Genomic DNA, 26,674 nt, shown 5'->3' with positions numbered 1-26,674 from the left:
GGTGGGCCGGAGTCTTCGGGCGGGACACGGACGCCGGACGGCGCGGGGCAAGTGAGCGGAACAGGGCGCGGGATGGGGACGGATGTGAAGCGAGCGGCGACGCCCGGTGTACGGCTGGGCCGGGTGTCGTTCGTATGGCGGCCCTGGATCGTCCTGGTCACGCTGGTGCTGGCGGCGGCGACCTTCCTCGTGTTCTGTCTGTCCATCAGCATCGGGGACTTCCCCATCGGTCTGTCCCGGGTGATCGCCACGATTCTGGGCGGGGGCGAACAGGTCGACGAATTCGTGGTCATGGAGCTGCGGATGCCGCGCGCCCTGGCCGGTCTCGTCGTCGGCATCGCGCTGGGAGTGTCCGGCGCGGTCACCCAGTCCGTCGTACGCAATCCGCTGGCCAGCCCGGACATTCTGGGGATCACCTCGGGGGCCAGCGCGGTCGCGGTCTTCCTGGTGACGGTGTCGGGCGGGACCGCCGCGGCGGTCGTCAGCTCCGTGGGTCTGTCGGCAGCGGCGCTCGCGGGCGGTCTCGGCACGGGTCTGCTGGTGTACTTCCTGGCGTGGCGGCGCGGGATCGACGGCTTCCGGCTCATTCTCATCGGCATCTCGGTGAGCGCCGTGATGGAGGCGGTCACGACCTGGCTGCTGGTCTCGGCCGACATCAAGGATGTGGCCAAGGCGCAGGCGTGGCTGGTCGGTTCGCTGGACAACCGGTCGTGGGACGAGGTCCGGGTCGCGTTCTGGTGCTCGCTCGCCCTGATGGCCGTCGTGGCCGCCGCCGCCTTCCAGTTCAAGCCGATGCACCTCGGCGACGACGTCGCGGCGGGGCTGGGCGTGCGGTACTCACGGGTGCGGGCGGTCCTGCTGCTGTGTGCGGTACTCCTCGCCGCGGTGGCCGTGAGCGGTGCGGGCCCGGTGCCGTTCGTCGCGCTGGTGGCGCCACAGGTGGCGATGCGTCTGGCGAGGTGCCCCACACCGCCGATGGTGGCCTCCGGCCTGGTGGGAGCGCTGCTGCTGATCGGTTCGGACCTGGTCGCGCGCAACGCGCTGCCGATCTCCCTCCCGGTCGGTGTGGTCACCGCCGCGATCGGAGGGCCTTTCCTTGTCTATCTCTTGGTGCGGGCGAACGTCAGATAGATGATAGAAAGGTTAGGCAATCCTAATAAAGGGGAGCTTGTGGCCGCTCAGCGCAGCACCGAGAACGGGTCCGGGGTCAATGGCGTCGCACGGCTGGCAGCCAGGGGCGTCACGGTCGGGTACGGCGGCCGGACGGTCATCGACGATCTCGACGTGGCGATCCCGCCGGGGGTGATCACCACGATCATCGGCCCCAACGGGTGCGGGAAATCGACCCTGTTGCGCACCCTGACGCGGCTGCTCAGGCCGACCAGGGGAGCGGTCGTGCTGGACGGCGAGGACATCGCCGGGCTCAGGACCAGGGATGTGGCCAAGAAGCTCGGTCTGCTGCCGCAGGCGCCGGTTGCCCCCGAGGGACTGACGGTGGCCGACCTGGTGGCCAGGGGACGTCATCCGCACCAGAGCTGGCTGCGCCAGTGGTCCTCGGACGACGCCGATGTCGTGGAGCGCGCGCTGGAGATGACCGGGGTGTCCGAACTGGCCGACCGCCCCGTGGACTCGCTCTCCGGCGGTCAGCGTCAGCGCGTGTGGATCTCGATGACCCTGGCCCAGGGCACCGATCTGCTGCTGCTGGACGAGCCGACCACGTATCTGGACCTGGCGCACGCGGTCGATGTGCTCGACCTGGTGGACGACCTGCACGAATCCGGGTGCACCGTGGTCATGGTGCTGCACGACCTCAACCTGGCCGCGCGGTACAGCGACAACCTCATCGTGATGCGCGACGGGCGGATCCTGGAGCAGGGGCATCCGCGTGACGTGATCACCGCCGAACTGCTGCAGGAGGCGTTCGGACTGCGGGCCGAGGTGATCGACACTCCGGTGGGCGGCGGGCCGCTCATCGTGCCGATCGGCCGTACGCACGTCCAGCCGAGGCGTGCGGTGTCCGCGGGTATGGCCTGAGGCTCGCCCCCGCGGTCCCCGCCGGGCGTGCCACCGGTCCGTACGGGGACGTCATGGCCCGTGAAGGGGACGGCGTGGCCCGGGAGTTGACCGCGTCCGCCGTCGGGTTGCCCTCGGCGGAGGAATTATTCAAGTAAGGCTAGGCTAACCTCACCTGTGCAGGATAAGGTTTGGCTGCCCTTAGACAGGGCGTAGCGGACAGCGCGAAAGCAAAGGGAACCCGGATGCTCCTCCATAGAACGACACTTGTGAAGCCATGGCGGCGGTTCGCTGCGGTCCTGTCCGCCACGGCCCTCGGCGTCGGCCTCCTCGCGGCATGCGGTTCCGACACGGAGGACAAGGCGAGCGACGACGCCCCGGCCGCGGCCGGCGGCGCGTTCCCGGTCACCGTGGAGCACGCGTTCGGGTCCACCAAGGTCACCAAGGCGCCCCAGCGGGTCGTCTCCGTGGGCTACACGGACGACCAGGCCATCCTGGCGTTCGGCATCAAGCCGGTCGGCATGGTCGACCAGTACCCCAACCCGGCGGGCAAGTCCCCCGACATCAACACCCAGTGGCCCTGGGTGAAGGACAAGTGGGGCGACACCCGTCCCGAGGTCGTCATGAACAACGGCGACTCGGGCCCCAACTACGAGAAGATCGCGGCCCTCCGGCCGGACCTGATCATCGCGGTCTACTCCGAGATCGACAAGGCCGCGTACGAGAAGCTCTCCAAGATCGCCCCGACGGTGGGCCGTACCAAGGCCGAGAAGGAGCCGTTCAGCGCCCCGTGGCAGGACAACGCCGTCCACATCGCCAAGGCGCTCGGCAAGGAGGACGAGGGCACCAAGCTGGTCCAGGGCATCCAGGGCAAGCTCGACGCGGCTCGTAAGGCACACCCGGAGTTCGCGGACCAGACCGCCGTCGCGCTGTCCTGGTACAAGGACTCGGTCGCCCCCTTCACCACCACCGATGTGCGCGGGCAGTTGCTCACCGGCATCGGCTACAAGGGCGCGACGGAGGTCGACAAGGCCGCGGGCGGCGAGTTCTCCACCGTGCTGTCGCCCGAGCGCATCGACCTGGTCGACGTGGACCGTATCGTCGTCATCAACGACAAGGCGGACCAGGAAGCGCTGAAGAAGTTCGAGCTGTTCACCAACCTGTCGGCGGTCAAGGACGGCAAGGTCTCGTACCTGCTGGACAGTGAGGGCCCGGCGGTCGGTGCGGCCATGTCCCAGGGCACCCTGCTGTCCCTGCCGTACGCGATCGACGAGCTCGTCAAGTCGGTCGAATAGGGATCCCGGTCGAGAACGGATCGCGGTCGAATGGAGATGGTGGTCACCCTGTCCGGTCACCGGCACGAACCGGCCTCCGCGTGAGCGCCACCGAGACCCGCGCGGCGCGGGCGACCCTGCGCACGGCGACCGGCCGCGAGGCCACCGGGTGGGTCGCGGCCCACTGCCGCGAGACGCCGCGGCTGACGGCGGCCACCGTGCTCACCACGGTCGTCGGCGCGGCCCTCCAGGTGGTCCCGGTGCTGCTGCTGGGCCGGGTGGTCGACGGGGTGGTCGGCGGCGAGCCGCGCTCGGTCCTGGTCACGGTCGGGGCGCTGATGGTGACTGCCGCGCTGCTCGGCGCGGCGGCCACCGCGGTGTCGACGTACCTGATCGGACGGCTGGGCGCCGAACTGCTCGCCCGGCTGCGGGAAGGTGCCGTCCGGGCGGTGCTGGGAATGCCCAGCGCCCGGGTCGAACAGGTCGGCAGGGGCGACGTGCTGTCCCGGGTCGGTGACGACGTGGCCGTGCTGTCCAACGGCATCCGCACCGCCATTCCCACCGTGTTCTCCGCGGGGGTGCTGGTCGTCATCGCGACGGTCGGCATGTTCGGACTGGACTGGCGGCTCGGCCTGGCGGGCGCCGGCGCACTGCCCGCGTACGCGCTGGCCCTGCGCTGGTACCTGCCCCGCTCCGCCCCGCTCTACCGGAAGCAGCGGGCGGCCCAGGCCGACCGTGCGCAGGCGTTGATCAGCGGTCTCAACGGGATCGACACCGTCCGGGCCTACCGCCTCGAAGGCGCCGTCCGCGAGACGGTCACCCGTGAGTCGTGGCGGGTGCGCGAGCTGGGTATCGAGGTGTTCCGCTTCTTCGGCCGGTTCGTCGGCCGGGAGAACCGCGCCGAGTTCATCGGGCTGGTCCTGATCCTCGTGGTGGGGTACGCCCTGCTGGAGACCGATGCCGCCACTCTGGGCGAGGTGTCGGCGGCCCCGCTGATGTTCCACCGGCTGTTCACCCCGCTGGGCGCCATCATGTTCACCTTCGACGAGGCGCAGAAGTCCGGCGCGAGCCTGATCCGCCTCGTCGGTGTGATGGCGGAACCCGCGGAGGACCGGCTGGTCGGTGACCGTTCGGTGGCGGCTGCGGAGAGCGTGCCGTACGCGGTGACGGTGGAGGGGCTGACGTTCGGTTATCCCGATGCCGAGGAGCCGGTCCTGCGGGACGTCGGCCTGACGATCCCGGCCGGCGGCTCGCTCGCGCTGGTCGGGGCGACGGGCGCCGGCAAGTCGACCCTGGCCGCGCTGATCGCCGGGATCGGCACTCCGCAGGCCGGTTCGGTGCGCATCGGCCCGCACGACCTCGCCGCCCTGGACGAGGCCGGCGCGCGGGCGCTGGTGAGCATTCTGACGCAGGAGACGCATGTGTTCTCCGGTTCGATCGCCGACGACCTGCGGCTCGCCGCGCCGGAGGCGACCGACGACCGGCTGATGGAGGCGTTGCGGACGGTCGGTGCCGACGGGTGGGTCGAGGTGCTGCCCGACGGACCGGACACCCTGGTCGGCGAGGGCGGCGAGCGTCTGGACGTCACCAAGGTCGCCCAGATCGCGCTCGCCCGGCTGGTGCTGGGCCGGTCGCCGGTGGTCGTGCTCGACGAGTCGACCGCCGAGGCGGGCAGCGAGGGCGCCGCCGAGCTGGAGCGGGCCGTGCTGGCCGCCTGCGCGGGCCGGACCACGCTGTTCGTGGCTCACCGGCTGACACAGGCGATGGCGGCGGACCGGATCGCCGTGCTGGACGCGGGACGCGTGGTGGAGCAGGGAACGCACGAGGAACTGGTGGCTCTGGGCGGCCGGTACGCACGGCTGTGGCGGGCCTGGCGCGAGGGAAGTTAGGCGTCCCTGAGTCAGGTCTGGCCAACTCTGGTACTTGGAAGGGATGCTGAGTCATCGATGAGGGAACCGAACGCTCGTCTCGTTCTGCTGTCTCCCGCGCGCCTGGACGGCGTACGCAGGCGCACCGGTGACTACGGTGACCGCACCATCGCCCGAGCGTGTGCCATCGCGCTGGCGTACTGGGCGACGGGCCGGAGCCCCGAGGGCGCGGATCTCGCCCCCGGCACGCTGTTCGCCGACGTCCTCGGATGGGCCGACAACGGCGGCTCCGGGGCCGACGGCTGGGAGGCCGGCGCGGACGGCCGGAGCATCACCGTCCCCGCGGGCGTCGTGCCGGCCGACGCACAGCTCGCCCTCGAGGATCTGGCCGACTTCCCGGACCGGCCCATCGGCACCATCGGCCCGGACAGCGCCGCGCTGAGGATCGCCGCCCTGGCCGAGTGGAACGACACCGGCGCCGACCGGGTCCGCCCGACCGTCGTGGAGATGTTCCTGGAACAGGCGCGGAACAGGCCGGACGCCATCGCCATCGTCGACGAGCACCGGTCGCTGACCTACCGTGAGGCCTCTGAGAAGTCCGGCCAGTTGGCCGGCCACCTCGCCGGACGGGGCCTCACCTCCGAGCAGGTCGTCGGCATTTCGCTGAGCCGCTCCGCCGACATGGTGATCGCCCTGCTCGCGGTGCTCCGGGCGGGGTGCGCGTTCGTGCCGCTCGATCCACAGTGGCCCGCCGCGCGCCGGGCCGTCGTCGTCGAGGACGCCCGCATCGTGCTCCAGCTCAACGATTCGGGTGAACACGCGGCGGGCGAACCCGAAGCCGTGGCCGTCGGCCTCGGCGACTGGAGGTTCGCCGCCGAGCCCGACCGGGGGACCGGTGCAGCCGTCCGCGGCCCGGACCTGGCATACGTCATCTTCACGTCCGGTTCGACCGGGCGGCCCAAGGGCGCGATGATCCGCCACGAGGCGATCAGCGAGCGGCTGCTGTGGCAGGCCGAGGAGATCCTGGGCTTCGGCCACGACGACGCGTCCTTGTTCAAGGCGCCGTTGTCCTTCGACATCTCCGTCAACGAGATCTTCCTGCCGCTGGTCTCCGGCGGCAGACTGGTGGTCCTGCGGCCCGGCGGCGAACGCGACCCGCATCACCTGCTGAGCGTCATCGCCGGGCAACGCGTCACCTTCACCTACCTGGTGTCGTCCATGCTGGACGTACTGCTGGAGATCGCGGGCGACTCCGGGCGCCTGGACAGCCTGCGGCACGTGTGGTGCGGCGGCGAGGTGCTGACCCCGGAGCTGTACGAGCGGTTCCGCACCCGGCTCGACATCCCCATGTACCACGGCTACGGCCCGGCCGAGACGACGATCGGTGTCTCCCACGTCATCTACCGGGGCGAGGCCGAGCGTCTGTCGACGTCCATCGGCAGGGCCAACCCCAACACCCAGCTGTACGTGCTGGACGGCGAACTGCGCCCCGTCCCGGTCGGGGCCGGCGGTGAGCTGTACGTGGGCGGGCTCCTCCTGGCACGCGGCTACGTCAACGCGCCCGGTCTGACGGCGTCCCGGTTCGTGGCGAATCCGTTCGCCGCGGACGGATCGCGGCTCTACCGGACCGGTGACCTCGCGCGGTACCTCCCGGACGGCTCGCTGGACTTCCTCGGCAGGGCCGACAACCAGATCAAGATCCGCGGAATGCGGCTGGAGATCGAGGACGTCGAGGCCGGTCTCGCGGAGCACCCCGGCGTACGGCACGTCTGCGTGGTCGCCAGGAAGAACACGGCGGGCGGCACCTATCTGGTGGGGTACGTGATCCCGGCCGCCGGGAGCGAGGAGCTGCGGGCGGACGAGGTCAAGGCATGGGCCGCCCTGCACATGGTGGAGTACATGGTGCCCGCCCACATCGTCGTGATGAGGGAGTTCCCGCTCACCGCGAACGGCAAGACCGACCGGCGCGCACTGCCGGAGCCCGTGGCCGGGTCGGGCGCGGTTCTCCCACCCGCCACCGAGAACGAGCGCGTGGTGTGCGCGGCGGTCGCCGCGGTGCTGCGGCTGGACCGGGTCGGCGCGGACCAGGACTTCTTCCAGCTCGGCGGGGACAGCATTCTGGCGATCTCGCTGCTGAGCGCGCTGCGCGAGGCGGGGCTCCATGTCACGGCGCGGCAGATCTTCACCAACAGCGTCGTCGGAGCACTGGCGGCGGTGGTGAGCCGTGAGGACATCTCCACCGTGGACCACGGCGATGCCGCGACCGGTCCCGTCGTGGGATCGCCCATCGTGCAGTGGCTCGGGGAGACCACGGGCGAGATCGACGGCTTCGTCCAGTCGGTGGTGCTCACCACCCCGGCGGACCTGACCGCCGACGCGCTCGGCACGATGCTCGACGCCGTGACCGCGCGGCACGACATGCTGCGCGCCCGGCTGGTGCGCGGCGACCGCTGGAGCTTCGACATACCCGGGGCGGACCGCACCGCCACCGGATGGCAGGAGAGCGACCGTCCGCTGGAGGAGTGCGTCGCGCTCGCCACCGAAGGGCTCGACCCGGCGGGCGGCGTGATGCTGCGGGCCGTGTGGCGCCGCGAGGCACGGCAACTGGTCGTGGTCGTCCACCATGTCGTCATCGACGGTGTGTCCTGGCGGGTCCTGATGGAGGACCTGGCCACCGCCTGGCGCCGGCTCTCCTCGGGCGAGCCGGTCGAACTGCCCCCGGTGGGCACGTCGTTCCGGCGCTGGACACAGCTGCTGGGGCGTACGGAGTTCGACGCCGACCGCGAGTACTTCCGCCGCCCCCTGCCGGGAGCGGACGGACCACTGGGCCGGCGTGCGCTCTCCGGCGCCGACACCGTCGCCCGGGAGCGGCAGCGGAGCTTCCCGGCAGGCCCCGAGGTCACGGCGGCGCTGCTCGGCGAGATACCCGCGAAGTTCCACGCGGGCGTCAACGACGTGCTGCTGACCGCGCTGGCCGTCACCCTCGCCCGCTGGCGCCGCGACCTGGGCCAGGACCAGACGTTCGCCCACATCGAACTGGAGGGCCACGGCCGCGAGGGCCGCTCCGTGGCGGGCGCCGCCGGATTCGAACCGGACCTCTCGCGGACGGTGGGCTGGTTCACCACCCTGTTCCCGGTGACCGTCGACCCCGGTGCGGCGGCCGATCCCACCGCTCCCGAGTACCTCGCCGCCGCCCTCAAGGCGGTCAAGGAGGACCTCGCACGGGTGCCGGGCAACGGCATCTCCTACGGCGCCCTGCGGTATCTGGCCGGCACGGTGTTCGACGCGCCCGCGCCGCAGGTGCTGTTCAACTACCTGGGCCGCTTCGACGCGGGCGCCCCCGGGGACTGGCAGCTCGCGGGGGCCACCGGGCAGTTGGGCGAGAAGCGCGACCCGAGGATGCGCCTGCCGCGCGCCCTGGAGTTCAACGCCATCGCCGAACCCGCCCCCAGCGGCGCGTACGAACTGGTCACCACCGTCTCCTGGCCCGACGGGATGTTCACCGACGAGGACATCGCGACCCTCGGCGGCTACTTCCTGACGGCCCTGGCCGGCCTGGCCGCGCTCGACGAGGGCGGCCACTCGCCCAGCGACTTCCCCCTGATGCCGCTCACCCAGTCCGACGTCGACGGCCTCGACGGCCCCGCGCTGCGGAACATCCTGCCGCTGACGCCGCTGCAGGAGGGCCTGTACTTCCACTCGGTCTTCGACGACGACTCGGCGGGCAGCTACGTCGAACAGCAACTGCTCACACTGGAGGGCGAGGTGGACGCCGACCGCCTCGCGGCGGCCGCCACCCGGCTGCTCACGCTGTACCCGAACCTGGCCGCGCGGTTCGTCGCCCTGGCCGACGGCCGGGTGGTCTCCGTCCTCGGAAGCGGCGCGGAGGTCCCCTTCACCACGCTGGACCGCCCCGGTATCACCGACGAGGAGATCCGCGACCACGCCGAGCTGGACCGCCGCGCCGGGTTCGACCTGGCCACCGGCCCGCTGATGCGCTGCACGCTCATCCGCGCCGGTTCCGGCCGCAACGTCCTGGTGCAGACCGTGCACCACATCATCGCCGACGGCTGGTCCGTGCCGCCGATGCTCCGCTCGCTGCTGGCCGAGTACCACGCGCCGGGGACCGTGTACCCGCTGGGCGGCTTCTCCGACTACGTGGAGTGGCTGGCCGGACGCGACGCCGACGAGAGCGACGGGGTGTGGCGCGGCGAACTCGCCGGCCTGCCCGCCCCCTCGCTGGTCGCCGAGGGGCACACCCCCTCCGACCGGTTCGCCGACACCTCCGTCGTACCCGGGGACGAGGGCATCGACATCGACGGGGCCGTCCGGTCGGCGGGCGTGCCGCTGAGCGTGGCCGTGCACAGCGCCTGGGCGGTGACCCTGGGCGGCATCCTGCACGGCAGGGACGTCGTCTTCGGCTCCACCGTGTCCGGGCGCGACGCGGACGTGCCCGGCATCGGCGACATGGTGGGCCTGTTCATCAACACGATCCCCGTGCGCGCACGGTGGACCGGGACCAGCACGGCGCGCGACCTGCTCACCGCGGTGCGGGAACACCAGAGCGCGGTGCTGCCGCACCAGCATGTCTCGCTGGCGCGGATCGGCCGGCAGGCCGGGGCGGGCGCCCTGTTCGACACCCTGGTCGTCTTCGACGTCGCGACGGACGTGGACGCTCTGCGGCGGCCCGGCGACACCCTGGCCGTCACCGGCATCGTGAACGAGGGCGCCCCGCACTACCCGTTGACCCTGGTGGTGGAGCGCGGACGCGACGGCCGCCCGCGCTTCACCCTGATCTACGACGGCGAACTGCTGCGCGAGGCGGGGGCCCAGGAGATCCTGCGCACCTTCACCCGGACCCTCACCGGCCTGCTCACCCGGCCGGACGCCCCGGTCGACGGCCCGGCACCCGAGGACGGCCGGCGGCCGGCGCGGATCACCGCGACGACCCTGGACCGGCTGTTCGGCGCCGCGGCGTCCCGCGCCCCGGCCGCCACCGCCGTCACCCAGTGCGCACTCGACGGCGAAAGCCGCTCCCTGACGTACGGCGGACTGGCGGGCGCCAGGGACGAGCTGGCCGCCGCCCTGCGCGCGGCGGGTGCCGGACCGGGAAGCAGGGTCGCCGTCGCGGTGCCGCGCTCCCTCGAACAGGTCGTCGCCCTGGTCGCGGTCGTCACCGCGGGCGCCGCGTACGTACCGCTGGACCCGGCCTACCCGGACGAGCGGCTGGAGTACATCCTCGCCGACTCCGCTCCGCAGGCCGTCCTCGTGGACCGGGAGCAGAAGGACCGCTTCACGGCCCTTCTGGCCCGTGCGGGCGTACCGGCCCGTGTGCTCGTACAGGGGGAGGAGCCGCCGGCGGACCGGCCGCAGACGTCCGGCACGGGCCCCGGCGAGCCGCCGGTCACCGGACCCGCCCCGCACGACGCCGCGTACGTGATCTACACGTCCGGATCGACCGGCAGGCCCAAGGGCGTCGTCGTCCCGCACTCCAGTGTGGTGTCGCTGCTCGCGAACACCGGGCCGGACATGGCCTTCGGCCCGCACGACGTCTGGGTCCAGTTCCACTCCTTCTCCTTCGACTTCGCGGTCTGGGAGCTGTGGGGCGCGCTGGCCCACGGCGGCGAGCTGCTGGTGCCGGAGTACGGGCTGACCCGCTCCCCGGTCGACTTCCACCGGCTGGTCCGCGAGCGCTCGGTGACCGTGCTCAACCAGACCCCGTCGGCCTTCTACCAGTTCATCGAGGCCGACCGGCTCGCCGACGAGCCGGTCACGGCACTGCGCCGGATCATCTTCGGAGGCGAGCCGCTGGACCTCGGGCGGCTGCGAGGCTGGACCGAGCGGCACGGTACGGCCGCGCCCGAGCTGGTCAACATGTACGGCATCACCGAGACCACCGTCCATGTCACCCACCGGGTGCTGACCGGCGAGGACTTCGGACCGGGCGACGACGTCAGCCCGATCGGCGGCCCGATCCCCGGGCTGGTCACGCATCTGCTCGACGACCGGCTCCGGCCGGTGCCGCCCGGCCGGGTGGGCGCCATCTACGTCGCCGGTGACCAGGTGTCCCTCGGCTACCTGGGCAGGCCGGGTCTCACCGCGGGCCGGTTCGTGGCGAACCCGTTCACGGGCGACGGCTCGCGGATGTACCACACGGGCGACCTCGCCCGCCGCACGCTCGGCGGCGAGCTGGAGTTCACCGGCCGCGCCGACGACCAGGTGCAGCTCAAGGGATTCCGCATCGAACTCGGCGAGGTGGAGTCCGCGGTCAGGGAGCTCGCCGGCGTGGTCGACGCGGCCGTCACCGTGGCGGACAGCGGCGACCACCTCGTCGCGCATGTGGTGGGCAGCGTGCCCGGTGACCTCACCGGCCTGCTGGCCGCGAGACTGCCTGTGCACATGGTGCCGGGCCGGGTGCTGCCCGTCGACGCCCTGCCGCTGACGGTCAACGGCAAACTCGACCGGAAGGCCCTGACCGCGCGCGCCGCGGCCGCGCAGGACGGCCCCCCGGCCGCCACGAGCGGGTCCGCGCTCGCCGCGCTGGTCGGCGTCTTCGCCCGGACGCTGCCCGGCTCCGCCCCGGACGCCGACACCGACTTCTTCCGGGCCGGGGGCGACAGCATCGTCGCCATCACCGTGGTCAACCGGGCCCGGGCGCTCGGCCTGCCGATCGCCCCCCGGGACGTGTTCCTCTTCAGGACACCGCGCGCCCTCGCCGAGCACCTGGCGACACGTACCCCGCAGGCCGCGGCGCCCGCGCCGTCGCGCCGCGAGGACGGCCCGCTGACACCGACACCGATCATCCTGCGCCAGCGCGAACTGGGCGGATCGCTCGCCCGGTTCGCCCAGGCCAGAACACTGGTGGCGGCCGAGGGCACCGGGCTCGCCGACGCCGAACGCGCCGCGAACGCCGTCGTGGCCGCGCATCCGGCCCTCCGGCTGCGGCTGCGCGCCGAGCACGGGGTGTGGGCCCTGCGCACCGAACCCGCCGGCGGGATCACCGTCGTCACCACCGACGCGGCCGACGCGACAGCGGCGGCGAACGAGGCCGCCGGACGGCTCGATCCCGAGTCGGGGGACGTCATCGCGTTCTCCTGGCTGGAGGCGAGCCGCACCCTGGTGGTCACCGCGCACCACCTCGCCGTCGACGCGGTGTCCTGGCTCGTCCTCCTCGACGACCTGGCCACCGTCATGAGCGGCGCGGACCCGGCACCGCCGACCACGTCCTACGCCGAGTACGCCGAGGCGCTCGCGGGACGCTCCGCCCACGGGACGGAAAGCCTCGGGGACTGGATCACCACACTCCGGGCCCCCGCGCCGCTGCCCCCGGCCGAACGGCTCCGCGAGACCACCGTCGTCCTCGCCCCCGGGGCGAGCGACCGGGTGACGCGCACCGCCCCCGCCGCACTCGGCGTGGGGCTCACCGAGCTGCTGTGCGGCGCGCTGCGCGCCGCGCTGACCCGGATCCAGCCGGAGCCCACCGATCTCGCGATCGACCTGGAGCGGCACGGCCGGGTTCCCGCGCTCGAACACCACGACTACACCCGCACGGTCGGCTGGTTCACCTCCATCGCGCCCGTACGGCTCACCCCGCACACCGACCCCGTCGCGGCGGCGCGCGAGGTCGCCGAACGCCAGCCGGACGAGCGCGGGCACGTCGCCTACGGAGCGCTCAGATACCTCAACCCGCAGACGGCCCCGCTGCTGAACGCCCGCCCGCAGGTGCTGTTCAACTACCTCGGCCGGGGCAGCGAGTCCCAGGCGCCGCGCCTCACCGGCGGGGACCAGGGCAGCCCGTACGCCGTCGAGGTCAACGCGTGGACCGACGAGGCCACCGGAAGCCTGCACGCGGCCTTCACCCTCGCCGAGGGCATGTCCGACGAGATCACCGGGCACTGGCTCGGCGCGCTGGAGCACATCGCGGACGTCTCCGCGACGGCCGAGCGCACCGCACCGGTCACCCCGCTCCAGCGGGGCCTGTTCTTCCAGGCCCAGATGGCGGGGACGGCCGGACACTATGTCGCGCAGTCCTACTTCGCCTTCGACCGGCGCCTGGACACCGACGCGCTGGCCGGGGCGATGGCGTACGTGATCGCGCGGCACCCGGTCATGGGCGCCGGCTTCACCACCGACGACGACGGAAACCCGGTCCAGGTCCTCAGGGCCGGCCGGCGGGTCGATGTCCGTACCGTCGTCCTGTCGACGGACGCGGAGACCGACGCCCTGCGCGCCCGGGACCGCGACACGGGATTCGACCCGGGGGAGCCGCCACTGATCCGGCTCACCGTGGTGCGGCTGCCCGGTGACCGGGACGGGCTGCTGCTGAGCTACCACCTGCTGCTGCTGGACGGCTGGTCCCGCGAGATCCTGCTGCGGGACCTGTTCGACGCCTACGAGACCCTCGTCGCGGGCGGGACACCGTCCGCGACGCCGGCCCTGCCGAGCTTCGAGGACCACGCCCGGACGCTCGCCGCCAGGGACCCCGCCGTATCGGAGCGTTTCTGGGCGGAGCACCTGGCCGGCCTCAGCGGCCCGACCCTGCTCGCCGGACCGCGGCCGTCCCTCCCGGACGAACTGCCGCACGCGCTCGTGCACACGCTCTCCGCCGAACTGTCCGAACTGCTGCGGGAAGCGGCCAGGGCGCACGGCGTCACGCTGAACTCGGTGCTGACCGGCGCGTTCGGCCTTCTCCTCGGCGCACACACGGGCCGCGCCGACGCCGTGTTCGGCGTGACCGTCTCGGGCCGGGACGGCGAGGGCCTGTCCGGCATCGTCGGCGTGCTGCTCAACACCGTCCCCATGTGGACCCGGGCGCGCCCGCACGACACGGTCCGCGACTACCTGTCGGCCGTCCAGGCGGCCAGGGTCGAGGCGATGGAGCACGAGCACCTGGGGCTCGGCGAGATCCAGCGGGCCGGCGGGCACGACACCCTCTTCGACAACCTGTTCGTCCTCCAGAACTTCCTGGACATGGACGCGTTCGCCGAGATGAACGCCCGGCACGGCATCACCTCGGTGAAGGCCGACGACTCCACGCACTACCCGTTCACCTGGGTCGTCACCCCCGGCGACCGGCTGACGGTCAAGCTGGAGCACCGCGACGACGACACCGGCAACGCCCGCCGTCTCCTGGACGGCTATGTGCGCGTACTGAAGGACCTGGCCGGGGCGACGGGGCCGGTGGGCGCGCTGCCGGGCCTCGGAGCCGGTCCCACACCCGCGGAACGTACGGACGTGGGCACGGACACCGTCGTCGACCGGTTCGACCTGGCCGCGGACCGTGATCCGCAGCGGGTCGCGCTCGTCGCCCACGGTTCGGTCATGACGTTCGCCGAACTCCGTGACCGCAGCCGTGCGGTGGCGGGGGTGCTCGCCGGGCGGGGCATCGGCCCCGAGCAGTCCGTGGGCCTGGCGGTCCCGCGCTCCCTGGACTCGATCGTGGCGCTGTTCGCCGTGCTGCGCGTCGGCGCCGCGTACGTGCCGCTGGAGCTGGACCACCCGGACGAGCGGATCGCCACGATCGTCGCGGACGCCCGCCCGGAGGTGATCCTCACCGTCAGCGCCGTGTCGCCCCGGCTGACCGGCGAACTGATCGAGCTGGACCGCCCGCTGCCCCGGGCCGAGCCGTACGTGACCTTCGCGGCGGACGACCCGGACCGCCTGCGCCACCCCGCGTACACGATCTACACCTCCGGGTCGACCGGGAAGCCCAAGGGCGTGGTGACCGAGTACGCCGGCCTCACCAACATGCTGATCAACCATCAGCGCCGGATCTTCGAGCCGGTCCTGGCGGAGCACGGCAACCGGGTCTTCCGGATCGCCCACACGGTGTCGTTCGCGTTCGACATGTCGTGGGAGGAACTGCTGTGGCTCGCCGACGGCCATGAGGTGCACATCTGCGACGAGGAGCTGCGCCGCGACGCGCCCCGGCTGGTCGCGTACTGCCTGGAGCACGGGATCGACGTCATCAACGTGACCCCGACCTACGCGCGGCAACTGGTGGCCGAGGGACTGCTCGACCAGCCGGAGCGGCGGCCCGCGCTGGTACTGCTGGGCGGCGAGGCGGTCACCCCGACGCTGTGGCAGCGGCTGGCGGACACCGGGGGGACGGTCGGCTACAACCTGTACGGACCCACCGAATACACCATCAACACCCTCGGCGTCGGCACGTTCGAATGCCAGGACCCGGTGGTGGGCGTCCCGATCGACAACACCGAGGTGTACGTCTTGGACCCCTGGCTGCGGCCCCTGTCGGACGGAGCGCCCGGTGAGCTGTACGTGTCGGGCATCGGCATCGCACGCGGCTATCTCGGGCAGAGCGCCCAGACCGCGCACCGCTTCGTGGCGTGCCCGTTCGGCGAACCGGGCGAACGGATGTACCGCACCGGCGACCTGGTGGTCCGGCGGCCCGACGGCAATCTGACGTACCTGGGCCGCACCGACCAGCAGGTCAAGATCCGCGGCCACCGGGTCGAACCGGGCGAGGTCGAGGCCGCGTTCGCGGCACACCCGGCGGTACGGTTCGCCGCCGCGGTCGCCCAGCCCGACCCGCAGGCCGACGGCGCCCACCGGCTGGCCGCCTATCTCGTGCTGGACGGCGCCGGCCTGGCCGAGGTCGCCGCCGAGGTGGGCGCCGGGCTGCCGGACTTCCTGCGCCCGACGCACTACGCCCAGGTCGACAGCATCCCGCTGACGGTGAACGGGAAGGCCGACACCAAGGCGCTGCCGGAGGCCAGACCGTTGGGCGCACTGACCACGGCGGGTGAACGCGGCCCGGAGACGGAGACCGAGACCGTGCTGTGCGAGTTCTTCGCCGAAGCGCTCGACCTGGACGACGACGAGGTGAGCGCGGTGAGCGACTTCGTGTCCCTCGGAGGGCACTCCATGCTGGCGGTGCGGCTGATCGGCCTGCTCCGCCAGGAGTACGGTCCTGTGGTCACCGTCCGTGACCTGTACACCCTGCGAACCCCGGAAGCGATTGCCCGTCACCTTGATGACCACTCCTGACACGCAGAGGCCCCGCGCGGGGTCCCGGATCCTGCGGACCGCACTGCGCCGCAACGTCGGTGCCATGGCCTGGGGCACCGTCCTCATGGGCATGTACCAGGCGGCGGAGACCGCCTTCCCCATCGCGCTCGGCCTGATCGTCGAGCACACGATGCGGGACAGGAGCCTCGGCTCGCTCGCCGTGTCGATCGGCGCGCTGGCCGTGATCATCACGACGGTGTCGCTGTCGTGGCGGTTCGGCATGCGCATCCTGCAGAAGGCCAACACGACCGAGGCGCACCGCTGGCGGGTGCAGGTGGCGGCCTGCGGACTCCAGCCGGTGGCCAGGGATGTCGACCTGAAGTCCGGCGAGGTGCTGACCATCGCCACCGAGGACGCCGACCAGACCGCCGACATCATCGAGGTGGTGCCGCTGCTGATCAGCTCACTGGTCGCGGTGCTGGTCGCGGCCGTCGCGCTGGGGCTGGCCGACCTCCGGCTCGGTCTGCTGGTCATCGCGGGAACCGTCGCGATCCTGTCGGTCCTGGCCGTGATGTCCAAGCGGATCGGTGCCAGTACCCGAGAACAGCAGGCCCGGGTGGCGCGGGCGGGCGCGAAGGTCGCCGACCTGATCACCGGCCTGCGCCCGCTGCACGGCTTCGGCGGCAACCACGCGGCGTTCCTCTCCTACCGGAAGGTCAGCACGGAGGCGAAGCACCAGGCGATCACCGTGGCCAGGGTGAACGGCGCCTACGCCGGTACCGCGCTTGCCCTCAACGCGGTTCTCGCCGTGGCCGTGACCCTGACGGCGGGCTGGCTGGCCTTCGGCGGCGCGATCACCATCGGTGAGCTGGTCATGGCGGTGGGCCTGGCGCAGTTCATCATGGAACCGCTGAAGATGTTCTCGGAGATGCCGAAGTACGTGATGATCGCGCGCGCGTCGGCCGACCGGATGTCACTGGTGCTGTCCGCGCCGCCGGTGACCGCCCCGGGCCCGGAGCGCCCGGCCGCGGGCGGCGACCTCGTGGTCGACTGCGTACGGTACGGGTCCCTGCGCGAGCTGAAGTTCGAGGTGCCCGCAGGCGAGTTCGTGGCGATCGCCGTCTACCAGCCGCGCGCGGCGGCCGACCTCGCGTCGGTGCTGGCCGTGAACGTCCCGCCCCGTGGTTACGAGGGCACGGTACGGGTCGGCGGGCAGGCGATCGGGGACCTGTCCGTCGAGGCGGTCCGCGAACACATGCTGGTGAACCCGTACGACGGGGAGATCTTCGCGGGAACCCTCCGGACGAACATCGACCCGTCGGGCACCAGCCGGACGGTTCCCGAGGCCGTCGAGGCGTCCATGCTGACCGACGTTGTCGCACTCCACCGCGAAGGACTCGACCACGGCGTCCGCGACCGCGGTGCGAACCTCTCCGGCGGGCAGCGCCAGCGGCTGTCCCTGGCCCGCGCCCTCGCCGCCGACACCGAGGTGCTGGTCCTGCACGACCCGACGACGGCCGTCGACGCGGTCACCGAACAGCTCATCGCCCGCAACGTCGCGAAACTGCGCCGGGGCCGCACCACCGTCGTGATCACCAGCAGCCCGGCCCTGCTGGACGCCGCGGACCGGGTGCTCGTCCTGGACGACGGCGTCATCACCGCGCAGGACACCCACCGCAACCTGCTGGCCACCGACGAGGACTACTGCCTGGCCGTGGCGCGGTGACCACGCGTCAAAGACGCCCGTAGGCGTGCGTGCGTGGAGGATGCCGGGGACGCGGCGGCACGTCCCCGGCACCCTCGGCGCTCCCGGTGGCTTCTGCGTCCTCGGCGTCCCCCGGCGTTCTCCGTGTTCCCCGAGTCCTCGGCGCTCCCGGTGGCTTCGGCAGTGCTCAGTCGAGTGCCCAGGCGACATCCCGGAGCAGGGCGTGCCGCCAGCCCGCCCGGTCGTGGTCCGAGGCCGACCGCGAGACCCGCACCGTGGCACCGGCGCGCTCGGTCAGCGTCTCGGCCAGCTCGCAGTGGGGCAGCATCCGTGTCTCGTGTTCCCCCACGTCGAACGCGGCCCGCAGCCCGGTCAGCCCCGGGTGTTCCCGCAGGCGCGCGGCGACGGCTCCGCCGACCGGGCCGCCCAGGGGATCCGCCGACTCCATGGCCTGGGGCGTCCACCAGAACGACGCCGACTGACAGGCGATCCGGGACACCAGGTCCGGGAACTCCAGCGCCGCGTACAGCGCGCTCAGCCCGCCGAGACTCTGCCCGGCGACCACCAGCCGGTCCGGGTCGGCGGGTACCCCGGACTGCGCCACCAGCGGCAGCAGTTCGTCGCGGACCGCGTCCCACAGCTCCGGCCGGCACCCGAACTCGGCCGCCCGGTCCTTGGCCGGAAGGAAGACGAGCGTGACGGGGGGCATCTCCCCACTGGCGACGGCCGAGTCGAACGCGGTCATGGCCGGGTGCAGATACAGCCAGTCGTCCCCGTCGAGCAGCAGGACCACCGGGCCGCCGCCGCCCGCCGGGTGGACCCGCACGGTACGCCGCCCGCCGAGCCGTTGGCTGTTCCAGCGGAGCCGGGCGGACGGCACGGGGAGGATGTCCTCGGCGCCGAGGACGGGCCAGTGCGGCTGGGCCGGGGCGTCCGGGGTCGCGGCGATGGACCGGTCACCGCCCGCGCCGACCGGGTTGAACGGGTCCGCGTACGTCGCGCCGCCCGCCACGAACCGGTAGGTCACCCGCAGCCGCGCGGGCATACGCACCTCGGCGTACCAGCAGTCCGTATCGTCGAAGCGCAGCAGGGGGACGGGCTCCGACCAGCTCTCGAAGTCGATGACCGCCGGAGATCCGCGCCACAGGAACACGGTGGACCAGCCGGCACCACCGTCGTCGGCGGGTACCGACGCGGGTGTCCGCGCCGCCGCCCAGAACTCGTCGGTTCCGGGTCTGCCGTGCATACCGAACCTGACGAAGGGGGTCTCCCCGCCGGCCGCGCGGCCGGGTACCGGACCGGTCATGGCCGGGCGGTGAAGCAGCCGTCCACGGTCCGGAAGGACCCGGTCGCGGGGTGGTCCGTGCCGTCCCCGGCGCGGGCCGGTTCGGTCACCAGGCGCATGAACGTCTCCTTGTGAGAGGGAAAGGGAAAGGCTAAGCTCCCTTTTAATTAGGCGAGCCTAACCTAATTCGCTCCCGGTGTACCGGCTCAATCCGCAGCCACGACGACCTGACACGCACTCACGACGCGGCCACCACCGGCCCGTCGGCCCGAGGAGGCACCGACAGCATGAGCACCAACCCTTTCGACGACCCCGAAGGCCGCTTCCTGGTCCTGGTGAACGACGAGGGACAGCACTCGCTCTGGCCGTCCTTCGCCGAGGTTCCCGGGGGCTGGACGACCGCTCTCGGCGAGACCACCCGGGAGGCGTGCCTGGAGTTCATCGAGACCAACTGGACCGACCTGCGCCCCCGTTCACTCGCGGCGTCCATGGACGCCTGACCTTCACGGCGAACCGTACCGCGAGGGGCCTGCCCCGACAGGGGTGACGAGGACGGCGGTACGCCGCGGAAGGCGGCCGTTCCCCGGGGGCCGGGCCCGCCCGCGGTCATCCCGGGCGACATCTCGGAGGGACACCGCTGATGCTCTGCACCAGACTGACGAACGCGCGCTTCCTCACCATGGACCCGGACCACCCCGTCGCCCATGACCTGGGCATCTGGCGGGGCCGGATCGTGGGTCTGGACGAGGCGGTGACCTCCCTGCCCGCCCGGGAGGTGGTCGACCTCCAGGGAGCCACCGTGCTGCCCGGGTTCATCGACTCCCATGTGCACCTGGCCTGGACCGGGCTCAAGGAGACGACCCTGAGCATCGCGGGACGCACACGGATCGACGAGGTGCTCGCGATCGTGGGGGAGGCCGCCGCCCGGACCGGCTCGCCCGGCGACTGGCTGAGCCTCGTCGGCTACGACCAGCGAGCCCTGGGCCGCCATCTGACCGCCGCCGAACTCGACACGGTCAGCCATGGGCGCAAGGTGTTCATGCTGCACGACTCCGGGCACGGATGCGTCGTCAACTCCGCCGTGCTGGCCCTGCTGCCGGACGGTGTCCCGCACGAGAACGGCTTCCTCGCCGAGGGCGCGATGGGCGCCGCCCGCGCGCTGCGCCTGCCGTACTCCCAGCGGGAGCTGGCCGGGGCGATCGGGCGTGCCGCCCGGACCTGTCTGGCCGAGGGGGTCACCGCCTGCGCCGAGGCGGGCATCGGCGGCACTCTCTTCGGTCACAGTCCGGTCGAGCTGGGCGCCTACCAACTCGCCCGCGAGGAGGGATCGCTGCCGCTGCGCGTGCAGCTCATGGTGTCGGCGGAACGGCTTCGCCCGGTCTCCGTGCACGCGACCGACGGTATACCCCGGGCCCTGGACCTCGGCCTGCGCACGGGGTTCGGCGACGACCGTCTCTCCGTGGGCGCGCTGAAGATCTACACCGACGGCGGCATGATGGCCCGGACCGCCGCGCTCTCCGGCCCGTACGAAGGGCTGGACCACGCGGGACAGTTGCAGGACGACCCCGATGTGCTCGCGGACATGATCGTGGACGGCCATCTCGCCGGGTGGCAGCTCGCCGTCCACGCGATCGGTGACCGTGCGGCGGACCTCGCCCTGGACGCCCTGGAACGGGCCCAGCGCCTCCGGCCGCGCCCCGGCGCCCGGCACCGCATCGAGCACGCCGGCCTGATCCGTCCCGACCAGCTCCCGCGCTTCGCGCGGCTCGGCGTCAGCGCGGTCGTCCAGCCCAACTTCCTCCGGTACTACGGCGACGACTACGCGGCGGTCATGGGCGCGAAACGGGCTCCGTGGCTCTACCGGGGCAGGGGGTTCCTGGACCACGGCATTCCCCTCGTCGGCAGCTCCGACCGTCCCGTCACGGACGGATCCCCGCTGCGAGCCGTCCAGTTCATGGTCGAGCGCACCTCCTTGTCCGGCCAGGTGATCGGCCCGGACGAGGGCATCACCGTCGACGAGGCACTGCGGGCCTACACCGTCGCCGGAGCGTTCGCCTGCCACTGGGAGGACAGCCTGGGAAGCCTCACCGCGGGCAAGTCCGCCGACCTGGTCGTGCTCGGGGACGACCCCCGGCGGGTCGATGTGTCACGCATCGGGGACATCGAGGTGGTGGCGACGTACGTCGGTGGCAGGAAGACCGGGGGCTGATCCGCGACGGAGCCGGGTTCTGCGGCTTCCGTTCCGGACCGGCCCTGCTCTCTTCTCGACCCGCGATGCACTGCATCGCATCGCATCGGGTTGCGCCGTGCTGTGTCGTGCGTGCGGTGCGGTGTTGTGTCGTGCGGTGCGGTGCGGTGCGGTGTTGTGTCGTGCCTTGTCGTGCGGCCGCCGGCCGGTGTCCCCGTCGCGAACGGGGGCACCGGCCGGCGGTGTTGCTGTCGCTGTTGCGTCCCGGCACGTCGCCGGGGGGCCGGCTCAGAACACGAACGGTCCCGGCGCCTGGGCCGACGTCGCGTTGCACGTCACGCTGATGCCGAAGACCACGACCTTGAGGGATGTGGCCGCCAGGCTGTCCCCGGAGGCCACGGTCCCCTTCAGCGGGCCCGTGGAGACGGGGCTTCCGGCCGGGATGGCAGGGTTGGCGCTGCCGGTGAACGTCACCGAGCCCGCACCCTTGTTGGTGAGTGTGAGCGTCGACTTGACCGAGTTCGCCCCGACGTTGATGGGGGCGGTGATGGCGGACGTCGAGACGTTGATGGTCGCGGCCGTCCCGCTCTGGGTGGCGGTGAGGGACGCGCTGCCCGAACCGTAGGAACCGCAGTCGAACGTGATGGTGGCGGTGGTGGGGGTGACCGCGCTGGCTGTGGGGGCCAGCGCGAGCATGCCCGCAGCAAGGACGGAACCGATACCGAGCCGAGTGCCGTGCATGGTGGTTGCCCTTCGTGTGGGGGGACTGCCGGCGCGCGATCGCCGTGCCGCGCCGCATGGCGGAACCGCCCTGACGTGTCGTCAGGAAGGCGGTTCCCCCATTGAGGCACGGCCCCCTGGAGACAACAAGGCACACCGTCATGATTTTTGACATGCTACGGCCAAAATGAGGGTGGATTCGCGCGCACTGAGGCCTTCGTGCGGCATGGGGCCGGCAGGGTGTTCCGGCCACTGGTGGGGGTCGAAGTGGCGGTGCCGCATGGTCGGTTCCGCACTGGACGAGCGACTAAGGTAAGGCTAGCCTTACCTCGCTTGTTCGTTGCGGTGTCACGGCGATGAGCCATTTCTTCGATCGTGGAAACCGAGGAAGGAAAGCCTTGTTCACGGCCATGCCGCGCCCCGCCCCGCCGCCGCACGCGCGTTTCGCGCCGGCACCCTCCGTGCGCTCCGCCCATGAGGGCGACGCTGCCGCGCTGGCCGAGCTGTCCCGGCCCTTCGTGCTCTCGGGGGCGCTGAGGGAACGGCCCCTCCCGCTGTACGCCGCCCGCGCGGCCGAGTTCCTTGTGTCGGCGGCCCCCGAGGGTCCCCTGGAAGGCTGCGTGGGCCTGCGTGTGTACCCGGCCGGCCCGGGGGAGGGGGGCGGTCCCGCAGGTGTTCTGTACAACTTCTGCGTGGCCGGGCACAGGCAGGGGCATGGGGTGGGAGCCGGGCTCCTGCGGGCCGCGCTGGCCATGGCGCACGCCCGGTCGCTCGGTGCGCTGTTCACGGCGACGACCGGTGGCGGTGGCCTGTTCCTCCGGTACGGATTCACGCCCGCGGCCGCAGGTCTGGCGCCGCCGTCCTGGGTGGAGTCCCTGGACCCCCGGCGCAACGCGCGGATACTCGCGAGGTCCCTGTGACGTACGGCGGGTGCGCTTGCGCCGGTTTCCGCCGGGCGCCGGCTGCCGTCGGCACCGGTTTCCGCTGCCACCGGGTCCAGGAGGCCCCGTTGCTGCCGGCACCGGTTTCCGGACGGCGTCGGTATCTGTCGGCATCGGCTTTCGCCCGGCACCGTTTCCGTCGCACCGGCCTTCTGTCGGCACCGTTCTCCGCTGGTGCCCTGGTGCCCTGGTGCCCTGGTGCCCCGGTGCCCCGGTGCCCCGGTGCCGGGGCCGAGGCGACCGTCCCCGTGGGGGTCAGGCAGCGCTCCGGCCGGTGTCCGGACGGCCGTCGGGAACCACGGTGGTGCCGGGGCTGGTCCCGCCGAAGACGGCCCGCACCGCGTGCGGCACGCGGCCGTCGAGCACATGTGCCCTGTGCACGCCGCCGCGTACGGCCCGGAGGCAGCCCTCCATCTTGGGCAGCATCCCGCTCGCCAGCTCCGGCAGCATCCCGTCCAGGGCGTCGGCCGTCAGACGCCCGATCACCTCGGTGCTGTGCGGCCATTCCGCGTACAGCCCTTCCACATCGGTGAGCACCACCAGTCGCCGGGCGCCGAGGGCCACGGCGAGAGCCGACGCCGCGAGATCGGCGTTGACGTTGTAGACCTGGCCGTCCTCGCCGCGTGCCACGGGGGAGACCACCGGGATGTGGCCCTGCTCCAGGAGTGCGCGGACCACCCCCGGGTTCACCTCCACCACATCACCCACGAGACCGATGTCCACCGGCCGGTCGTCCACCCGGGCCGACCGCCGCACCGCTGTCATCGTGTGCGCGTCCTCGCCGGTCATGCCCACGGCGAAGGGGCCATGGGCGTTGATGTGTCCGACCAGTTCCCGCTGGACCCGGCCGGTCAGCACCATGCGCACGACGTCCATGATCTCCGGAGTGGTCACCCGCAGGCCCGCCTCGAACCGGGTCTCCAGGCCGAGGCGGTCGAGCATCGCGCTGATCTGCGGCCCGCCCCCGTGCACGACGACCGGGCGCAGACCCGCGCGCCACAGCTCCACGACGTCCTGGGCGAACGTCCGCTGCAGTGCGGCGTCCACCATGGCGTTGCCGCCGAACTTGACGACGACCACACCGCCCGGCGGTTCCTCCGGCCGGATGCGCGGCCCGGCGGCCGGATCCGCGTCCGCGCGCTGCGTGACAACTGCTGCGGCCCGATGAGTCATGGTCTCCGTCTCTCGTCGGTGCCCGTTCGTCCTGCGCGTCCGGTTGTCCGTCCGGCGTGCGAAGTGGTCACGCGTTCTCGGGTTCCCTGTGCAGGAGCAGGCCGCGCAACAGGCCGTCCGTCATGCAGACCACGCCGCTGCGCGCGGCCCAGCGAAGCGCCAGCATGTGTTCCTCGGCGGAGAAGTCGGCCACCGCGTCGGCGACGACGAACGGCTGGATGTCGTTCATGAAGGCGTCCGCGGCGGTCAGCAGCACACCGAGGTGCGCGTACACCCCGCAGATGATCAGCTGGTCGCGGCCGTTCGCGCGCAGCAGCCTGCCGAGATGGCTGCGCAGGAAGGCGTTGTGACGCACATTCGGCAGCAGATGCTCGCCGGGGCGCGGAGTGAGGGGCTCGACGATCGCGGCGGCATCGGGCTCGTCCCCGATGCCCGGCCCCCATATGTCGGCGACCAGTCCGCGCTGCCCCGGCTCCTGTCCGGCCGGCTCCGCGCTGAAGATGACCGGCATGCGCAGTGTCCCGGCGAGTTCCCGGAGCGCCGCGATGTTGTCGACGAGTTCCAGCACGGGCGACCGCCCCGCCGGAAACGCTCCGACGAAGTGGCTCTGCATGTCGTGGATCAGCAGCGCGGCCCGCGCCGGATCGATCCTCCAGGAGACCTGCGACAGGGGGAGAGCGCCGCGTTCCGGCATGGGGTAGGCGTCGATGGCGGGTAGGCGCATGGGTGACTCCCCTTCCCCGATGACGCACGCACCGCCGGGTCCGAACTGCCGAGTTGTTATTAGCTTAGCCTAACCTAAATTCTTGCAATCATGGCGTGGCCCTCCCCGTCTCCCGGTGTCCGCCGGGCAGGTCAACTGCCTTGCCGTGCAAGGGGATGCCGATCGGATCGCGGCACCGCCCCCCATGCAACCCGATGGCTATGACAAACCGCGAACGGCGGTGCGGCCCTGTGGACAACAGTTATCCACAGGGGTCGCGGAATTCCGCGGATCGCGGGACGGTCATGCCATGAACAAGCACCACGAATCCACCGGACCGGCCGACGAGCAGCAGATCACTCTGCGCGGTCCCGCCGAGCTTGCCGATGCCCTTCCGTACCTCATGGGATTCCATCCGAACGACAGCGTGGTCATGGTGGCCCTGCACGGCGGCCGCGGCCGCTTCGGCGGCAGGCTCAGGCTCGGCATTCCGCGGGCGCCGCAGGAATGGGCGCCCGTCGCGGGCCAATTGGCGGAGTCCCTGATCGTGGGGAGCGGGCGGCGCGGTTCCCGGCCCGACGCGATCGTCGTGTTCCTCTGTCAGGATCCGGCCGAGGGGGAGAGCGCCCACGAGACCATGGATCGTCTGAGGCCCCTGGCCCAGTGCCTGCGCACCGCCTGCGGAGCCCTCGACGTCCCCGTTCTGGAGGCCCTCTGCATTTCCGACGGCCGTTACTGGTCCTACTGCTGCCCCGATGCCCGGTGCTGTCCCGTACAGGGAAACCCTCTGGCGATGCCCGGCACCACGGTCATGGCGGCCGCGGCGGCGTACGCCGGTATTCAAGTGCGGGGTTCCCTGCGGGACATGGAGGAGCGGCTCTCGCCGTGGCGGTCTCCGGCCGCCCCCGCGCAGTGCCACGCACTGGACACGGCGGGGGCTTCGATGGTGTCCCGGATCCTGGACAAGGAGGGGCGGGCGGAGGTGGCCGGGGAGACCCTGGAGCTCGCGCGGGTGCTCATGCGGCGTCTGCGGCAGGTGCCGCCGTCCGTGCCGTCGGCCGCCGACCGGAGCGACGACCAGCTGATCAGCCACGACGAGGCGGCAGCCGTGATCCTCGGACTCCAGGACCGGGAGACCCGGGACAGGGCGGCGGAGTGGATGGAGGGTCCCGAAGCGGATTCGGCGCTGAGGCTGTGGCGGGCGCTCTCCCGCCGCTGCGTGGGCCCGTACGTGGAACACGCCGCCGCTCCGCTCACCCTGGCGGGCTGGGTCTCCTGGTCGACCGGTGACGAACCGGGCGCGCGGGTCGCCCTGGGGCTGGCCCTCCGTGCCGACCCCGATTACACCTTCGCCCAACTGCTGCACCAGGCATGCAACGAGGGCCTGGACCCCGAGACGCTGCGCCGCTGTCTGCGCGGCGAGGACGACTCCGCCACGGGGGGTGGTGTCACGGGCGGTGTCCCGGGCACCGACTCCTCGGGCGACGGCGTCCCGGCCGGAGGACACCGGGACGCCGAAGCCGCGGGAGGTGACGCCGGGAGTGCTGACGGACGGTCAGGGAGCGTTCGGAGCACCCTGCGTGAATGCGGCACGCGGCCGCGCGCGGAGCGGACGCCCCGGCTGCCCCGTCCGCCGCGGCGCGCACCCGACGCGAAGCGGAGGAAGGAGACACCCGGTTCCGTCCGTCCGGGTGATGCCGCCCGGCGCAGGCAGCGGGAAGCCGGCCGCTACGGGCGGCGGGGGACCGGGAGCGGCCGATGAGTCCCGCGACGGCGGAGTACGGCCACCCGGCGCACCCGCCCTGCCCCGGCACGGCCGGCTCCGTTGGATCCGAC

14 protein-coding genes are annotated in these 26,674 nt (G+C 72.2%); 10 read left to right on the top strand and 4 right to left on the bottom strand.

Translation table 11 applies throughout. From position 1 onward, the window contains the following. Positions 1–72 precede the first annotated feature (72 nt). The 6 genes from ACIGJO_RS09165 (at position 73) to ACIGJO_RS09140 (ending at position 17,849) form a co-directional block, all read left to right on the top strand. Positions 73–1,131, top strand: coding sequence for a FecCD family ABC transporter permease (locus ACIGJO_RS09165; protein WP_399954302.1), 1,059 nt, complete (start codon positions 73–75; stop codon positions 1,129–1,131). A gap of 39 nt (positions 1,132–1,170) precedes the next feature. Next, on the top strand, positions 1,171–2,034 hold the full coding sequence (locus tag ACIGJO_RS09160; protein ID WP_399954300.1) for an ABC transporter ATP-binding protein: 864 nt from the start codon (positions 1,171–1,173) through the stop codon (positions 2,032–2,034). Positions 2,035–2,258: 224 nt separating this feature from the next. Then, positions 2,259–3,308 carry an iron-siderophore ABC transporter substrate-binding protein gene (locus ACIGJO_RS09155; RefSeq protein ID WP_399954297.1) on the top strand — a complete coding sequence of 350 codons (1,050 nt, stop codon included), beginning with the start codon at positions 2,259–2,261 and terminating at the stop codon, positions 3,306–3,308. An 80-nt stretch (positions 3,309–3,388) separates the two neighbouring features. Continuing rightward, the gene (locus ACIGJO_RS09150; protein WP_399954294.1) at positions 3,389–5,176 is read left to right on the top strand and encodes an ABC transporter ATP-binding protein; all 1,788 of its coding nucleotides are present in this window, start codon (positions 3,389–3,391) and stop codon (positions 5,174–5,176) included. 57 nt (positions 5,177–5,233) lie between these two features. Beyond that, the gene (locus tag ACIGJO_RS09145) at positions 5,234–16,162 is read left to right on the top strand and encodes an amino acid adenylation domain-containing protein (RefSeq protein WP_399954291.1); all 10,929 of its coding nucleotides are present in this window, start codon (positions 5,234–5,236) and stop codon (positions 16,160–16,162) included. Continuing rightward, on the top strand, positions 16,149–17,849 hold the full coding sequence (locus ACIGJO_RS09140) for an ABC transporter ATP-binding protein (RefSeq protein WP_399954288.1): 1,701 nt from the start codon (positions 16,149–16,151) through the stop codon (positions 17,847–17,849). Before ACIGJO_RS09145 ends, ACIGJO_RS09140 begins: the two co-directional genes overlap by 14 nt. A gap of 166 nt (positions 17,850–18,015) precedes the next feature. Here the strand turns inward: ACIGJO_RS09140 and ACIGJO_RS09135 are convergent, their stop codons facing one another. Continuing rightward, positions 18,016–19,134, bottom strand: coding sequence for an alpha/beta hydrolase-fold protein (locus ACIGJO_RS09135; protein ID WP_399954285.1), 1,119 nt, complete (start codon positions 19,132–19,134; stop codon positions 18,016–18,018). A 266-nt stretch (positions 19,135–19,400) separates the two neighbouring features. Between ACIGJO_RS09135 and ACIGJO_RS09130 the strand changes: the two genes are divergently transcribed. Both ACIGJO_RS09130 and ACIGJO_RS09125 read left to right on the top strand, forming a co-directional pair. Then, positions 19,401–19,613: an MbtH family protein gene (locus ACIGJO_RS09130; RefSeq protein ID WP_399954282.1), complete on the top strand. Its 213-nt coding sequence runs from the start codon at positions 19,401–19,403 to the stop codon at positions 19,611–19,613. A gap of 140 nt (positions 19,614–19,753) precedes the next feature. After that, positions 19,754–21,322, top strand: a complete 1,569-nt coding sequence (locus ACIGJO_RS09125; RefSeq protein WP_399954279.1) for an amidohydrolase — start codon at positions 19,754–19,756, stop codon at positions 21,320–21,322. Between the two features lie 267 nt (positions 21,323–21,589). On the opposite strand, the gene ACIGJO_RS09120 is transcribed toward ACIGJO_RS09125, so the two are convergent. Continuing rightward, positions 21,590–22,042, bottom strand: a complete 453-nt coding sequence (locus tag ACIGJO_RS09120; protein WP_399954276.1) for a hypothetical protein — start codon at positions 22,040–22,042, stop codon at positions 21,590–21,592. Between the two features lie 389 nt (positions 22,043–22,431). On the opposite strand from ACIGJO_RS09120, the gene ACIGJO_RS09115 reads away from it, so the two are divergent. After that, positions 22,432–22,941, top strand: a complete 510-nt coding sequence (locus tag ACIGJO_RS09115; protein WP_399954564.1) for a GNAT family N-acetyltransferase — start codon at positions 22,432–22,434, stop codon at positions 22,939–22,941. A 276-nt stretch (positions 22,942–23,217) separates the two neighbouring features. Here the strand turns inward: ACIGJO_RS09115 and argB are convergent, their stop codons facing one another. Together argB and ACIGJO_RS09105 are read right to left on the bottom strand one after the other, a co-directional pair. Next, the gene (gene argB / locus ACIGJO_RS09110) at positions 23,218–24,135 is read right to left on the bottom strand and encodes an acetylglutamate kinase (protein ID WP_399954274.1); all 918 of its coding nucleotides are present in this window, start codon (positions 24,133–24,135) and stop codon (positions 23,218–23,220) included. Positions 24,136–24,202: 67 nt separating this feature from the next. Beyond that, complete coding sequence (locus tag ACIGJO_RS09105) at positions 24,203–24,859, bottom strand: isochorismatase family protein (protein ID WP_399954271.1); 657 nt, start codon at positions 24,857–24,859, stop codon at positions 24,203–24,205. 289 nt (positions 24,860–25,148) lie between these two features. On the opposite strand from ACIGJO_RS09105, the gene ACIGJO_RS09100 reads away from it, so the two are divergent. Next, a complete protein-coding gene (locus ACIGJO_RS09100) occupies positions 25,149–26,600 on the top strand; it encodes a DUF4192 domain-containing protein (RefSeq protein ID WP_399954268.1) in 1,452 nt (483 codons plus the stop codon). Positions 26,601–26,674 lie beyond the last annotated feature (74 nt).

The sequence above is a fragment of the Streptomyces sp. NPDC079020 genome (assembly GCF_044542225.1).
Classification (GTDB): Bacteria; Actinomycetota; Actinomycetes; order Streptomycetales; family Streptomycetaceae; genus Streptomyces.
Note: the sequence above shows the minus strand (reverse complement) of the source record. Positions and strands in the feature narration are given on the sequence as shown.